The following is a 12,500-nucleotide window of genomic DNA, read 5'->3' as shown; positions in this document are numbered from 1 at the left end:
CTCAAAATCGGGGGGACGTCGCACCGACACAATCCCATGGCATACAGATGCAGCGGCATTGACGCCAGACTGTGGCTGTCAAGCTTTTTCATGGCCAACCTGCAACTCACGCTTTGAATGCCATTGCTGGCTCAATTCGTGATGCACCGTAGTCCCAGCACGCTCTACTGCATGAATCGACTGCTTGACCATTACCAGGGAATTTCTGGAACTTATTTGGACCGGAATCGCTTGGAATTCTTTGGTCTTGCTGGGTGCAGAAGGATCATGGGTCAAGGCGACTTCTGGACTCTTGTTGCGAACGGCGTATTCCAGGGAGTTCAACATCACGCGAGCGGTGGATATTTCGGCGTGTGTCTTCTGAGCGGTTCCCGGATAGCTACGTTCCATTCGGTCCAGTGAGTCGCGGTTCTTTTGGATGGCCTGAACGGCGATCACGTCTTTGTCTTGCCGACCGTCTTTTTCACGTGCCTCAATGCTGCGTTCTTTCAAGTGGTCTTTGAAGATCGCTTCAAACGGCTTGTAGTTTCCCTCCATGGCTTTGGTTTGAGCGAATGCCATCTGCACACGATCCACCTTGTGCCATTCGATGTTGTAACCGGCATCCCTGGCCATCTGCGACATGAACACCTGCTGGGTTCGGATGCTGCCTTCGCGAAACGGCTCTAGCTTGGTCAATTCGCCCATGTAATGCCCAGCACGCTGGGCAAACGCTTCCGGGGCTGCTTTGTCTAGTGTCTTCTTCTCGGCCTGCAATTGCGCAAACAAGGCCTTGGCGTTGGCGTCGATCTGTTGCGGGCTGGTGTGCGCGATGCCGTTCCGGTCTTTGTCCGTTGTGCGCGTCTTCCCTGCCCACTCGTAGGTTTCGCCGTACAGCCTGGCGTGGATCTTCTGCAGGTGGTCCAGGTCGTAGCTGTTCGCTTCCGGCCTGGATGCCCAACGGACGCTGCCAGCGGACGCCCACATAGCTTCATGCTGCTTGAGCGTGGCCGCGTCTGTAATCCCTGCCCTGTTCTTTAGGACGCCTGTCTGCGGGTCCAAATACGGGTCATCGATCGGCTTAGTCACCGGCGGCGATCTCCCTGCCAAGTTGGCTCCAACCGATTTCGCCCAGCGCATACCGTTTCAGCACGTCGCGCATGGCTGGCGTATACGTGACGCCCTCCCACTCTCCCGCGGCGATGGACGACTCCAATTCGCCGATGCGCTCCCGCAATTCGTCCTCGGTTTCCGGGGCTGGCAGGCGATCGTCGGCGGCCGTGTTAGCTGCGTGCAATACTTTAGCGTTCATCGTTGCGTGTCCTCTTGGTGATTGAGCGGTACAGCCAGTCGATGCCGAATAGCAGGACGGCGACGGTGGCAAAGGAAAGGCCGGCATACATAAGCGCCAGCAGCAGGGTTCCAGACGCCTTGAGTGCCGCTCCAGCGAATAGCATCCCGACGCCTGCCAGGAATGCCAGCACGCCCGCCCACCGAAGGCGGGAAACGGGTCGTGCCTGATTGTTGAAATAGACAGGCATTAGTCGCCTGCCATGCCCTGGCTGCGCGGCTCGACCAGGACCAGTTCGCCGAATACCGCGATGCCTTCGTCCAGCACCAGGCGGCCGCCCTTGCTCTCCTTGAACGGGAAATAGGCGCCCACTCGCGTGAGCTTGGATTCCTCTACCCCATCCTTCGTGTATTTCGAGGCCTTGCAGGCCACCAGGTAACTGCTCACGGGCGTGTTCTCCTGTCGTCGTTTTGGCGCGGATCCGCGCCGCATCAGATTATCACTTTTGAATAAGTGATGCCGACCCGCAGGGCTTGCCGGATTGAATGCCCTGGGACCAGGTGCAAGCCTGCCGCCTCGCGCAAAGGAAGAACATTGGGATATCTACGAGGCCGCCTGCCCTTAGCGCACTACGCCTCGCCGGCGAGTTTGGATGGATCGTCGTCCGGCACCAGGAGGTCGGGCCACACCTGCCAGCGCAATTCAGGCTTTGCTTGCCAGGGTTCATCGCATTTCGCCACTACGACCATGCCGGCGCTAATAGCCGCAATATCAAGCCTGACAAGCCCACCTTGGCCACCTTCTTCCCGCCAGAGTCCTGGAAGTACACCCGGCACTGGCTCCGGTGAATTCATGTTGCGTTCTCCCTGATTGGACTCGCCCCGGTAGCTCGACTACGGGGCCACGGGTGCGTCAAAGCCATACCGCGCAAAGACCGCCGTCAAACCCTCGAAAAACACCTCTTGGCCGGTCTTACCCTCGGTCATCCGAAGCTCGACCAGACGCGCCCAGTCCTCTCGGCGCAGGCGCACGGTCATGGTGACGACGCCGCTTTCGTTGGTTCCACGGCGGCGCTTGCCCTGGACCTTTCCGCCTTCTGCTGGCTGGCTTGGGACCGCCCGAACCGCTGGCCTGGTCGCTGCCACCATCGGCTCATCGAAGCCAGCCGGCATCGCTTCGGCGGCCTGGCTATTGCGGGCGGCACGCTGGCCCAGCTTGCCCAACGGACTCTTGCTGTTCATGGTTTACCTCGTTACGTAATTGCGTGGATACGTCGTTAGCTTGTTAGCCTATTAGGCTGCTACTGGCGTCGCTGTCGGTAGCGCCGCGATTGCCGCGTCTATGTCCTTGCGCAGCTTCTTGATTTCAAACGCCCCCCTGCCCTTAGGGTCGAACTCAACCACGGACAGACCGTTGCCGATGGATCGCCGAAATGGCATCAAGTGGTGTACGACAGTCTCAAGCACCGGCAACCCGCCTTCCTCGATGGCCTGACGCATGGGTTCAACCTCGGCTGCCCGTAGCGGTGCGGCATTGATGACGGCCACGGCCGGCGTGCCGGCGGCGTCCAACATCCGGCGCACGGTTTCCAGCGTGCCGAGGTCCAGGGGTGACGGCTGGAACGGCACAACCGCGAGCGTGGCCAGGCGCAGGACGGGCACCAAGGCCGCCGAGGCATGCGGCGGCGTATCCACCAGCACCACGTCGTAACCATCACTCTCCGCATCTCGGAGGGCCGCGGCGATTTCCGCGCCGGGTACCCCGACCACGGTTATGTCCTGCGCGTCCCGCAGCCCCCCCCACATTTCGGCCGACCGCTGCGGATCCGTGTCGATCAGCGCGACTGACTTGCCAGCGCGTTGGTATTCCACGGCCAGGTGCAGGGCCAGGGTCGTTTTGCCCGCCCCTCCCTTCTGCGCCGCAATCACGATTGTTTGCATGATTGACCTCGTTAGTTAATTACGGAATTAGCCTGTAGCGTCGTTACGTAACGAATATTAGCATGACTTCATTACGTAATGAACGGATGGCGTAAGCACGTTTTTACTTCTTCCCTGCAGGCTCCAATCGCGCCAACAACGCCGCGTTTTGGGCCTCGGCAGCTTCCAAGCGCCCCACCAGACCTGCAGCCTTTTCCCTGGCCGCAGCAGCTTCGCTTCGCGCTCCAGCGACTTCCTGTCGAGCATCTTCCGCCTTACGCTCGATTTCCCCAGCCCGCGCCTCTGCAACCGCCAGCCGCTGGCGAAGGTCCGCCGCTTCCGTCCGCGCGGCTTCCTCTGCGGCCTCAAGCGCCGCCACCCTGCCCTTGGCCTCGTCCAGCTCGACCGTGAGTTGATCCGCCAGTTCAGCCGCTTCCTGCCGGGACGCCTCCGTTTCCGATCGGGCCAGTTCCAGCGCCTCCCGCTCCGATGCCAGGCGGACGTTGGCCAGCTCCAAGGCTGCCGCCCAAACCTCCCCGCCCAGCTCGGTCAGACGATCAAGGATTGCTTGCGGCGCAGGCTCCCGCAGCGGGGATTCCTTGGCCGCCCGGCGCGCCTTCCACTCGGCCATGGCGTCCTGGATGGTGGAGAAGCTACCCCCGCCAACCACCTTTCTTACGGCCACCAAGGTCGGGTTCTGTCCAGCGGCATCCAGGTTGTCTGCCGCCGCCCAAATCTGCTCGCGCGTAATAGCCATTCGACTCTCCTCGTGTAGTAGTTTGTATTTTACAGCATACTACTACAACATACAACAAATATTTGCGTATCTGCGTAATGACGTAAACACGTAGTCACGCAGCGAAATGCTTGTCCAGCTTCTCGGCGATTTCCCGCGCTACCGCCTGCCAGGCGGCAGGCGAAACAGGCCCGCCCTCCATGCTGGCTAGCGTCGCCGGATCCGCGTCAGCCACGGCACGCGAGTGCTTGGCCAGGGCGGCCATCACGAACGCCTGGGCCAGCGCCCCGTACTGGGAGAACTCCATCAGTTCGGTCACAACTTCAACGTTGGTCATCCTGCGCATACTAACTTCCTTACGTTGTTGCTTGTTAAATTAATAACGTAATAACTCAATGAAAGAAATTTTCGGCCGTGTTTCGTAGCGCGGCGCGCCGAAAAACGTCATCGCGCAATCGAATAACGACGCCATGACGTCATGGCGTCGTTACGTCACTCTTCGCCGGGTTGCATGATCGTGATTACCGGCTCGCCGGCGTCACCAGGTCCGATGTGCAGCTGCAGTTCGACCAGGCGAGGGCGGATCCCCCGCCCTTCGCGCGGAACGCGGTAGACCGGGAACACCGCCCGGCGACCCTTGGCGTTGCGTGCCCCGTACACGCGGGCCATGTAAACCACATCCCAAAGCCTGCCAGCCTCGTCCTGGCAGGCATGCTTGCGGGCGTTGTCGGCCGCAGACCATTCCACGCAATCGGCCCAGACCGACCGGGTAAGCGCGACCGGAACTGTGAACCCAGCTTCCCGGCCGACTTCGGTCACATCGATCAACTCGATCAACTCGATCAACTCGATCAACTCGATCAACTCGATCAACTCGCCATCCTCCAGCATGTCGGCGCGGGTGTAAGCGTGGATGAGGTCGGGACTGGTGGACATAGGGGCTTTTCCTCTTAACGTATGGAAATAATAACGCCGTTACGTCATTACGTAAACACACATTGATGGAACAAAGCAACATCACTTTTGCAACAACGATTCTGCGCCATTTCTTGCGCATCGTCTCCGAACGACGGGCGCGCCCTGCTCTTGGTCGGCGCTGCCTGCGGTGGCAAGCCGCGCTGAAACTGTCTTGCGCCAACGCAGCGCGCTGAGCCAGCGCCACGCCTGCAGGCGGCGTGCACGGCCTGGCCGCGGCGGCGGTCGTGGCCAGCACCTGGTCGGCGCCGCCGGCAGCGGCTGCCTCGGTGGATCCGCAGCGATCGCCGGCGCGGCCGGCATCGAGCTGGCCAGCGCTGCCCGCTGACCCAGGGCCACGCCGCAGGCGATGTGCACTGCCAGACCTGCCGATTAGGCAGGCTCCACGTGGAGCAACCGCCTTTGAAGGCTATGGCGCATGGATGCGCCGCTCTTGATTCCCAGCGGTGGAACCGCGCTCGGTAGCCATCCGAGTTCGATAACGCCATGAACTGGCCAACGCCGACCCCCAGCTCCTGAAAACCCGCTTTTAGTGGCGAGGGAGCCGCCGCGCCGGGTTTCATCGGCGCGGTGGGAGGGGCGCAGCCCCTCCGGGGGGTCGAAGTTGCGACCGGAGCGCCGTAGGCGCGGAGGGAGGACAGGGGGGCCGCAGGCCCCCGCAACTGGACAAGGTTTCAAACGCTGTCGGTGGCGCGTAGCGCCGGCGACACCTTCTGGCTCTTAAATCTTCTGGTGATTGTGATTTCAACCAGAGGTTGATTGGATGGCAGCCCAATTAAATGGGACAAATAGCGTTACTTCTCCACAACAACTCCACCGCCATATCCACAGACCTGTGGATAACTGAGGCGCGGGGGGTCAGAAACAGGGGGAGGGGGAGGGGAGGGCGATACGCTGGGATGCGAGAAACAGGGCGAAAAGCGCCGTTTGCCAGTGCTTTTCAAGGCTACGGGCACGGGGTGCCCTGCCATCTGGCTATTTCAGTAGGGCGAGGATGTCGGCGATGTGCTGCGTGCCGTTCTTGCTGGCCACCGGTGGGTCGCCAGTGGCCGGCGGCGCTGCGCGCGCGGCTTTGCCAACGCTTCGGCCGCGGCTCGCTTCCTCGCGCCGTTGCTGAGCGTCTACGAACGAGGCGGTCCCCTGGCCACGTGCCTGGTCCGCGTGCATGCGATCGCGCTTGAGTAGCCAGCTCGTCCCGGTCATGTCGCACAACCGTTGCAAATTCAGGCGGCGAACGGCCGCTTCGCTGCGCCATAGATTCCGACCTTCCACGTCCGTGGAGTGCCGGCGTACCTGCTTGGTCGGGTAGGCCCAGCCCAAGCTCACCATCATGTCGAGCGCACGCCTGGCCCGGCGTAGATCGGCCTCGCCCTGAGCGCCGTAGGCAAGCTGGGCCAGGTCGGCCAGCGTGTACCGCTTCCAGGGGCCGCCGCCTGGGCGCGGCTTGCCAACGAAGCCGGTCCGAACGTCGGCCAGGTAGAGCAGGGCGACCGCCAGGGCAAGCAGTGATTCGGCGCCGTCTGCGCGCAGTGCTCGGACGCGCTGCAGGGCACGGTCGATCGGATAGCCGGCCACGATCACGGCATGGCGGATCCGCGTCCAGATTGATCCCTGGCGCTGTTCCAGGCCACGCACTAGCTCGGCACGGGTCGCATCCAGCACACCCGGCCGCCGCTTGTCGCCGCTCGGCCGACGCCACCGGACACGCTTGTGCGTCCTGCCGTGGCCGGCTGGCTCGGATTCGTCGTGGCCGATCGAGTCGGCCTTTAGGTCTGCCATGCCCCGCGCCTACTGGCGGCGGGGCAGGGTGTCGGGCGTGTTCGCCTTTTCATCCTTCCCTCTTGCACGGCGTAGCCGGCGGAGGTAGGATTCGAGTCAGCCAGATCCGAATCTGCTGGTGATTCCGCCAGCACCTGTTGTGAAAAAACCGCCTCGCCAAAGGCGGTTTTTTCGTGTTCGGCCTCCTGAAAGCCTTGGCTTTCGCCTGTTCAGGCGGCACACGCTGTCAAATCACCTCAAGTATCAGTCTTCTCTGAAACCTCGCATATCGTAAATTTCACTAGGCCGCGGCGCTGTCCAATTCACTCGCCGCTGGGCGGCAGCAGTGGCCCTCGGTTAGGGGGTGCCTTGAACGCCAGTTCCAGCACGGTTTCAACGCGGACCAGGCGTTCACGTGTTTCAATGCTTTCCGACGCGAGTTTGTCTACCAAACCGGCCAGCGTGGTGACGCGCTCGTTCATCACGATGACTTCGCGCAGCGCCTTCATCACGTCGGTCAAGGTGGTCATGATGCGTTCGCCCGCTTGGCGCGGGCACGTGCTGCAGCCTCCGCGACGCTCAGGTCATGGGCGTGCGTATGCAGCCGCGAAAACACGCTATCGAGCGCACGATTGGCCTGCGCGGTGGACGCGCGCAGCTGCTCTAGCAGTGGTCCGAGATCCTCGCTCTCCAGCGCCTGGCGACGGATGTAGTCGCTGATGGTCAGCCCTGCGTGACGGGCGCGCTGTTGGAGCGTGCGCTTTTGAGCCGGGGTCATCACGACGGTGATGCGCTCGGTGCCGTTGGCTTCGCGGGAGAGTGGGGCGGGCATGGTGGGCCTCCTGTGTGGCGCATTCTTATCATAATCAGTGGGCAAACGTAAACGGGCCGCCCACGGCGACCCGCTTGGACCCCAAGATATGGGGTCGCTTCAAGATTCAGCCACTAACTGCCGTGGAAGAACAAAGCGTCGTCAATCATGCCGCGCAGCTGCTCTGCCCGTGCCACCACGTCGGCGTCCTGGGCGACGGCGCACAACTGTTCCATGAAGGTCATGGCCTCGGCCAGGGTGTGAAGGACCGGCATTGGGATCCGGCCGGTGCCGGGGCGCGCTCGTCGCGCTCCGGGTCACGATTCTTCGGGAAAGTTGGCGGCTTCCGGGGCCGCGCCTCCTTCGGCTTCTTCACGGGCCTTCTTCGTGGTCAGGACGATGGTCCCGGACACGGCCAGGCCCGGACGGATGACCAGGTTGAACCCTTCGCCCGATTTGTGAGGGAAGGCGATGCCCACGTCTGTCCAGTGGGATTGCTCGGATCCATCGCGGCCGGTGTAACGGTCAACCACGTTGGCGATCAGCGGGGTCTTGTTGGGGGTCGGCAGGTATTCGTGTAAAAAACAGCCAAAAGTGAGCTAACTCGCTGTTCAGAGAAGGTTTTTTATACGAATACCTGCCGACCCTCTACCTCTCTCTTTGCACCATCGTGGCGATCGCCATTGCCGCCTGCGTGCCGCCGTGCACGGCCGTGGCCGCCGACTGGTACGTCGCACCCACCGGCAACGACGGCAATCCCGGCCCCGCGCCGCCCCTGACCCACCCCGAAAAACCGTGCCAACGTAAAGTAGAGACTTCGCCCCGCATGGGCCCCGTGGATCACGAGGAATCAGGCGATGAAGAAGTCGCGTTTTACCGAAGAGCAGATCGCGTACGCGCTCAAGCAGGTCGAGCTGGGGATGGCGGTTGGCGAGGTGTGCCGCAAGATGGGCATCGCGGAGACGACGTTCTATGTGTGGCGCAAGAAATACGGTGGGCTTGCCCCTCCGAACTGAAGCGCCTGCGCGTGCTGGAAGAGGAAAACCGCAAGCTCAAGCAGCTGGTTGCCGACCTGAGCCTGGACAAGGCGATGCTCCAGACGGCAATGACGCTGTAGGCCTTGAGGGCCTGGCAACCTGCGCGAACGCACTACAGGAGGATCGGCAGGAATTCGTGTAAAAACAGCCAAAAGTGAGCTAACTCGCTGTCAGTAAAAAATTTTACACGAATTCCTGCCGATCCTCCTGTACGTCTCGATCCGCTACACCGAGCGGCTGGCCGAGGCCGGGATCGAGCCGTCGGTGGGCAGCGTGGGCGATAGTTATGACAACGCGCTGGCCGAGACGATCAACGGGTTGTACAAGACCGAGGTGATCGCCGGCGAGCGTGGCGCAACCGCCAGGACGTGGAAGTGGCCACGCTGGATGGGTGCACTGGTAAAACCACAAACACGGCTCAGGGTGCGGGTTGGTGCGACATATCAGACACAGCCAGATCCTGATACGGAATACGTTTGGTTAAAGGAGTTTCGCCATATCCAAGTTTACGGGCCAGCGCGGGAAGGGCCTCGAAGCTTGCATTCATGCCTTTGACAATTGCGGTACCTACATGACGAAGGAACTCGCTTTTGGGAGCCAAAATCTGATGCAATTCTTCTGCAGTAATTTCCCGTGCCCCGCTTTCCATTTGCTCGCTTGCTCGCGCCAGAATGGTTTGCACAACCCGCGCGTGCTTAACGTTGTCTGAGTCAAATAGCCCAGGAACATGAATGCGTCCTCCAAGCGCCAGTGCATTCAGAGCGATGGCTTCGATCGGATTAAAGACCGTGCTCCGGAAGATACGCAGCACTCTTTCCGAGAGTAATCCTGTGGCTTTGTTGCCGGCGATCAGCGGGATCATCCCGACAATGGATGCCAGCCCCATAGACTTGGCGGCGGTGCTCTCGCCGGGGGCAACATCGAGCGCATGACGCGCCATCTGCTCAATCGCCTCTTCCGGGCCCATGTTCTCGCTGGGGCGCGCCATGACACCGTTCTTAATACTCTGGAACAATCCAGCACGCATCAAATCTTCGCCTTCCTTGACTTCGGGTGGAATGCCAGAGGCGGCGCCAAAGATGGCCGCTTCGGTTGTCGTCATATTGGCCGCAAGATTACCTAATCTTGATTTAAAGCCTGTGTACTCCAATACGTTATTGGGGAATGACGCAATTGAGGAGATGGCGCCGGCTTTCATTGCCTTGGGTAACAGGTTGCGCATGGACCATTCCTCACCCTTCATACCCTTGATGATTGCAAGCACACACATGGTGTCCATGGTCTCGATTAGCAAAGGCGGCAATGAATCGATTCCGGCCAATTGCAGAGCATACTGACTGGGCGAGAAATTTTTGCCGAAGATGGCTTTTTTCAACAGTTCCGAAGCGCCGAGCTCCCATGCGGAGCCGAGTATGCTGCTGACGCCAATACTACCAGCCAAGCCACCGAGCTGGAACTCTTTCTTGGTCGCCACACATAGCAATTCCTGTGCACCCAGACGGACCTGGAGGTCCTCGTCCCCTTTGATTTTCTGGCTGATGAACCTCGACAGGACATCGTCATTGGACGTGACATCTGGGGCACACGAGGCGAGGAAGGCTTTCGCGCTGATCTGGCTACCGTCTGCCATCTTGATCAAAGCGCTTGGGCCAAATGCTGCGGAGCCCCGTTCAATCGCCTTAAGCAATAAGGGGATGTGAATGTCAGCATTGATTTGCTCAGCTTTCCGCTCTAACGAGTTGGCGGCAGGCATCAATTGCGCCGTCTTAACCGTGAATGCTTCCTTGAACTCTTCAAGCGCTTTCTCCGGGTCTCGACGCGACACCAACTCTAGTCGGACCCCGTCAGTGCTCGCGACCTGCGATGGAACTGGCTGGTCAACCTGCGCGAAAGATAGCAACGCGTGCACCACCGGGTCGGCAGAAACAAGTCGGCCCGCTTCCCTGCGCACCAATCCCATATGCCTGGGCTTTTGGACACCTGTTAACGAGGCCGGTAGCAAAGTTTCTAATCCACTGTTATCAGTGTGACCGGAGCTTTGCCCAGTGGACCTGGGGCTAGTCGACCCGCTGCTTGTGCCGCGCCGGGGGGGCCTGGTGGTGGGCAATCTGCTATCTTCGGACTGACAGAAGGCGCTATGGCTGGGCTGTGCACCAGCTTCTAGATCACTCTCGTTGCCCATACCAAATTCGGGGTCGCGCATGTGATCAAGTGACGACAGGGAATGGGATCGTGCGTGCTCTGCCTTCATGTCTTCCTATCCTTCTTTATAAATTAGTTGAAAAGCCAGAATATTTAGAGCGGCTAACAAAACTACTGCGCGACCGCCAGGCGAGCGCGGTCGGTACCCGGAATCGGCATGTACCACTCGTAAACTCCGGTTCTGCGCGCCGCCCGCACCCATCTAACGACCGCTAGCTACGTTTTGTTAGCCGCTTTTAGTGTTGGTGAAACCGTAAAATCAATTCCTGATTAGCCCTGACCTTCAGCTGCAGCAGTTCGTGAGAAGCCGTGCGACGCGGGGGGGGCGGGGAAGGCAAAGCCTCACGCAGTGCACTGTTCGAAGGAGAAGGCGAGTCCCTGCGCGATGGCGACGGCGACTCAGATGGCGCGGCCTGCTCTGTGGCGTGGGTTGCATAATGCTCAGGTGACCCTGCAACGCTCGGCTTTGAATTGCCTAGACCCATGTCGATCTCCTGCAGTGACTGTGGAAGCAAGTTTGGCGGGGAGCTCTCTGCATGTTGTTGTTTGCCCGAAGTCATGGTTGGGACGGCGAAGCATTGACGCGGGGGATTCCCGACCTTTCACCAAACGGCTGATCATCTGCCTGCCGGCATTGCACCGGCTGCGATGGCGTTTTCGGGTTCGCCAAGGGGGTGCGCGGTGGCCGCAGTTGCTCCAGTAACTGTTCCAACGTGCTCAGACGTACCGTGGCACGCAAGGTGTCCGCCTCGGCGTGTTCCCGGCGCTGGCGCTCTTCGACCAGCTCGGTCCGCGCCGCAGCCAGTGCGGCGCGCACGCCTTCCAGCGCTTGGACATCTTGGGTCCAGCGCACCTGCAGGGCTTGGTGCTCGGCGGCCGTCAGGCGCAGCGCGTCGCGCTCGCGTTGCTGGGCGTCGGCCCGCTGGCGTGCCTGCGTCAGTTCCCGCTCCAGGCGGGTATGGCGTTCCAGCCACTGGCCATTGTCGCGGTTGAGCTGCATCAGGTCGTGGTTCTTGGCGGTCAAGGCCTCGTTGGCCTGCCGCAGGGCGACCTGCAGCTCTTGCACTTGGTGCGCGTGCCGACGCTGCTCCTGCTCGCGCTGGTCTCTGACGGAGGTCCGATAGTGCTCCAGGGCTTCCCTGGCATGCTCGTGCTTGTGCTCCAGCGACTGGGCATGACGTTCGTGCTCCGCCAATCGCGCCGTAAGGCCCGCGATCCGCTCCTGCAGTTGGGCCAGTTCGGTGGTGCGGCGGGCCACCTCGCTCCTGGCGGCGTCGCCCGCCTCGCGTTCGGCCTGCAGGGTGGTCTCGCAGCGTTGCAGGTGCGTCCTGAGCGAGTCAGCCTCGTGCCGGGCCTGTTCCAGCGCTTGGGTACGCTCCTGCAGCTGCGCCTGGAAGCGCGCCTGGGCCTGCGTTACGACCGTGTCGGCCTCGGCGTGCAACCGCTCGGCCAGGCGGCTGACCAGATCCTGCAGCGCATCGCCGATGGCGACCTTGGCGCCGGGACGCTGTCCTTCCTCCTCTCCCAGCTCCTTCAGATAGCGGTGGATGGTGGTCTTGGATCCCGTATTGCCCAGCGCCACCCGGACCGCGTCCACGGACGGATGCGTGCCCTGCGCACGGAGGGCGTCCCGTGCGCGTTGCACATCGCTTTTGTACAAGCCAGACCGAGCCATTTGCCCACTCCGTGTTATTTCGTGATAGATTACATACCACGTAATTACGTAACGTTCAACATGTTACTGACTGCAAAATAGTCATGATTTTTAAGGCGGGATAATATTGAATTATCC

At 61.1% G+C, this 12,500-nt stretch carries 17 protein-coding genes, 1 other RNA gene and 3 pseudogenes; 3 read left to right on the top strand and 18 right to left on the bottom strand.

Annotated features, from left to right (window positions below; all coding sequences use genetic code 11):
- Positions 1-78 precede the first annotated feature (78 nt).
- The 15 genes from J7360_RS20655 to J7360_RS20585 form a co-directional block, all read right to left on the bottom strand.
- Positions 79-1,068, bottom strand: coding sequence for a Fic family protein (locus J7360_RS20655; RefSeq protein WP_209034697.1), 990 nt, complete (start codon positions 1,066-1,068; stop codon positions 79-81).
- Complete coding sequence (locus tag J7360_RS20650) at positions 1,061-1,291, bottom strand: hypothetical protein (RefSeq protein WP_244667866.1); 231 nt, start codon at positions 1,289-1,291, stop codon at positions 1,061-1,063. The genes J7360_RS20655 and J7360_RS20650 overlap by 8 nt, the downstream gene beginning before the upstream one ends.
- Positions 1,281-1,520: a hypothetical protein gene (locus J7360_RS20645; protein WP_211116025.1), complete on the bottom strand. Its 240-nt coding sequence runs from the start codon at positions 1,518-1,520 to the stop codon at positions 1,281-1,283. The genes J7360_RS20650 and J7360_RS20645 overlap by 11 nt, the downstream gene beginning before the upstream one ends.
- Positions 1,520-1,717, bottom strand: coding sequence for a hypothetical protein (locus J7360_RS20640; RefSeq protein WP_150117899.1), 198 nt, complete (start codon positions 1,715-1,717; stop codon positions 1,520-1,522). The genes J7360_RS20645 and J7360_RS20640 overlap by 1 nt, the downstream gene beginning before the upstream one ends.
- Positions 1,718-1,899: 182 nt before the next feature.
- The gene (locus J7360_RS20635; protein WP_209034699.1) at positions 1,900-2,124 is read right to left on the bottom strand and encodes a hypothetical protein; all 225 of its coding nucleotides are present in this window, start codon (positions 2,122-2,124) and stop codon (positions 1,900-1,902) included.
- Between the two features lie 39 nt (positions 2,125-2,163).
- Positions 2,164-2,511 carry a hypothetical protein gene (locus J7360_RS20630; protein ID WP_017115645.1) on the bottom strand — a complete coding sequence of 116 codons (348 nt, stop codon included), beginning with the start codon at positions 2,509-2,511 and terminating at the stop codon, positions 2,164-2,166.
- A gap of 51 nt (positions 2,512-2,562) precedes the next feature.
- On the bottom strand, positions 2,563-3,210 hold the full coding sequence (locus J7360_RS20625) for a ParA family protein (protein ID WP_150147927.1): 648 nt from the start codon (positions 3,208-3,210) through the stop codon (positions 2,563-2,565).
- A gap of 103 nt (positions 3,211-3,313) precedes the next feature.
- Positions 3,314-3,946 carry a DNA-binding protein gene (locus tag J7360_RS20620; RefSeq protein WP_209034695.1) on the bottom strand — a complete coding sequence of 211 codons (633 nt, stop codon included), beginning with the start codon at positions 3,944-3,946 and terminating at the stop codon, positions 3,314-3,316.
- Positions 3,947-4,040: 94 nt separating this feature from the next.
- The gene (locus J7360_RS20615) at positions 4,041-4,271 is read right to left on the bottom strand and encodes a hypothetical protein (protein WP_209034693.1); all 231 of its coding nucleotides are present in this window, start codon (positions 4,269-4,271) and stop codon (positions 4,041-4,043) included.
- A 146-nt stretch (positions 4,272-4,417) separates the two neighbouring features.
- Positions 4,418-4,861: a DUF6573 family protein gene (locus J7360_RS20610; RefSeq protein ID WP_209034691.1), complete on the bottom strand. Its 444-nt coding sequence runs from the start codon at positions 4,859-4,861 to the stop codon at positions 4,418-4,420.
- Positions 4,862-5,875: 1,014 nt separating this feature from the next.
- Positions 5,876-6,562 (bottom strand): hypothetical protein, encoded by a 687-nt coding sequence (locus J7360_RS20605; protein WP_057663136.1) that lies wholly within the window; start codon positions 6,560-6,562, stop codon positions 5,876-5,878.
- Positions 6,563-6,981: 419 nt separating this feature from the next.
- A complete protein-coding gene (locus J7360_RS20600) occupies positions 6,982-7,188 on the bottom strand; it encodes a hypothetical protein (protein ID WP_057663115.1) in 207 nt (68 codons plus the stop codon).
- Positions 7,185-7,490 (bottom strand): hypothetical protein, encoded by a 306-nt coding sequence (locus tag J7360_RS20595; protein ID WP_057663119.1) that lies wholly within the window; start codon positions 7,488-7,490, stop codon positions 7,185-7,187. Before J7360_RS20595 ends, J7360_RS20600 begins: the two co-directional genes overlap by 4 nt.
- 113 nt (positions 7,491-7,603) lie before the next feature.
- Positions 7,604-7,744 carry a hypothetical protein gene (locus J7360_RS20590; protein ID WP_176215066.1) on the bottom strand — a complete coding sequence of 47 codons (141 nt, stop codon included), beginning with the start codon at positions 7,742-7,744 and terminating at the stop codon, positions 7,604-7,606.
- A 42-nt stretch (positions 7,745-7,786) separates the two neighbouring features.
- On the bottom strand, positions 7,787-8,002 hold the full coding sequence (locus J7360_RS20585; protein ID WP_039510535.1) for a hypothetical protein: 216 nt from the start codon (positions 8,000-8,002) through the stop codon (positions 7,787-7,789).
- Positions 8,003-8,326: 324 nt separating this feature from the next.
- On the opposite strand from J7360_RS20585, the pseudogene J7360_RS20580 reads away from it, so the two are divergent.
- Both J7360_RS20580 and J7360_RS20575 read left to right on the top strand, forming a co-directional pair.
- A pseudogene (locus J7360_RS20580) lies at positions 8,327-8,568 on the top strand (transposase); the annotation flags it as partial.
- Between the two features lie 148 nt (positions 8,569-8,716).
- Positions 8,717-8,906 (top strand): annotated as a pseudogene (locus J7360_RS20575) (integrase core domain-containing protein); the annotation flags it as partial.
- 18 nt (positions 8,907-8,924) lie between these two features.
- Here J7360_RS20575 and xopB read toward each other — a convergent pair.
- On the bottom strand, positions 8,925-10,466 hold the full coding sequence (gene xopB, locus J7360_RS20570) for a XopB/HopD1 family type III secretion system effector (protein WP_104628391.1): 1,542 nt from the start codon (positions 10,464-10,466) through the stop codon (positions 8,925-8,927).
- Between the two features lie 399 nt (positions 10,467-10,865).
- Between xopB and J7360_RS20565 the strand changes: the two genes are divergently transcribed.
- A non-coding RNA gene (locus J7360_RS20565) (sX9 sRNA) lies at positions 10,866-10,940 on the top strand.
- A gap of 169 nt (positions 10,941-11,109) precedes the next feature.
- On the opposite strand, the pseudogene J7360_RS21530 reads toward J7360_RS20565, so the two are convergent.
- Together J7360_RS21530 and J7360_RS20560 are read right to left on the bottom strand one after the other, a co-directional pair.
- Positions 11,110-11,268, bottom strand: a pseudogene (locus tag J7360_RS21530) (avirulence protein); the annotation flags it as partial.
- A complete protein-coding gene (locus J7360_RS20560; protein WP_230079328.1) occupies positions 11,265-12,383 on the bottom strand; it encodes a DNA-binding protein in 1,119 nt (372 codons plus the stop codon). The gene J7360_RS20560 and the pseudogene J7360_RS21530, both read right to left, overlap by 4 nt.
- Between the last annotated feature and the right edge of the window lie 117 nt (positions 12,384-12,500).

The sequence above is a fragment of the Xanthomonas sp. D-99 genome (assembly GCF_017746145.1).
Classification (GTDB): domain Bacteria; phylum Pseudomonadota; class Gammaproteobacteria; order Xanthomonadales; family Xanthomonadaceae; genus Xanthomonas; species Xanthomonas cissicola.
The sequence above is the reverse complement of the archived record's forward strand: the minus strand, read 5'-3'. Positions and strand labels throughout refer to the sequence as shown.

Coding starts and splice junctions, on each gene's coding strand:
- J7360_RS20625 (WP_150147927.1), bottom strand. CDS start 3,210: ATGCAAACAATCGTGATTGCGGCGCAGAAGGGAGGGGCGGGCAAAACG.
- J7360_RS20615 (WP_209034693.1), bottom strand. CDS start 4,271: ATGCGCAGGATGACCAACGTTGAAGTTGTGACCGAACTGATGGAGTTC.
- xopB (WP_104628391.1), bottom strand. CDS start 10,466: ATGGGATTGGTGCGCAGGGAAGCGGGCCGACTTGTTTCTGCCGACCCG.
- J7360_RS20600 (WP_057663115.1), bottom strand. CDS start 7,188: ATGACCACCTTGACCGACGTGATGAAGGCGCTGCGCGAAGTCATCGTG.
- J7360_RS20645 (WP_211116025.1), bottom strand. CDS start 1,520: ATGCCTGTCTATTTCAACAATCAGGCACGACCCGTTTCCCGCCTTCGG.
- J7360_RS20650 (WP_244667866.1), bottom strand. CDS start 1,291: ATGAACGCTAAAGTATTGCACGCAGCTAACACGGCCGCCGACGATCGC.
- J7360_RS20595 (WP_057663119.1), bottom strand. CDS start 7,490: ATGCCCGCCCCACTCTCCCGCGAAGCCAACGGCACCGAGCGCATCACC.
- J7360_RS20620 (WP_209034695.1), bottom strand. CDS start 3,946: ATGGCTATTACGCGCGAGCAGATTTGGGCGGCGGCAGACAACCTGGAT.
- J7360_RS20635 (WP_209034699.1), bottom strand. CDS start 2,124: ATGAATTCACCGGAGCCAGTGCCGGGTGTACTTCCAGGACTCTGGCGG.
- J7360_RS20590 (WP_176215066.1), bottom strand. CDS start 7,744: ATGCCGGTCCTTCACACCCTGGCCGAGGCCATGACCTTCATGGAACAG.
- J7360_RS20630 (WP_017115645.1), bottom strand. CDS start 2,511: ATGAACAGCAAGAGTCCGTTGGGCAAGCTGGGCCAGCGTGCCGCCCGC.
- J7360_RS20560 (WP_230079328.1), bottom strand. CDS start 12,383: ATGGCTCGGTCTGGCTTGTACAAAAGCGATGTGCAACGCGCACGGGAC.
- J7360_RS20610 (WP_209034691.1), bottom strand. CDS start 4,861: ATGTCCACCAGTCCCGACCTCATCCACGCTTACACCCGCGCCGACATG.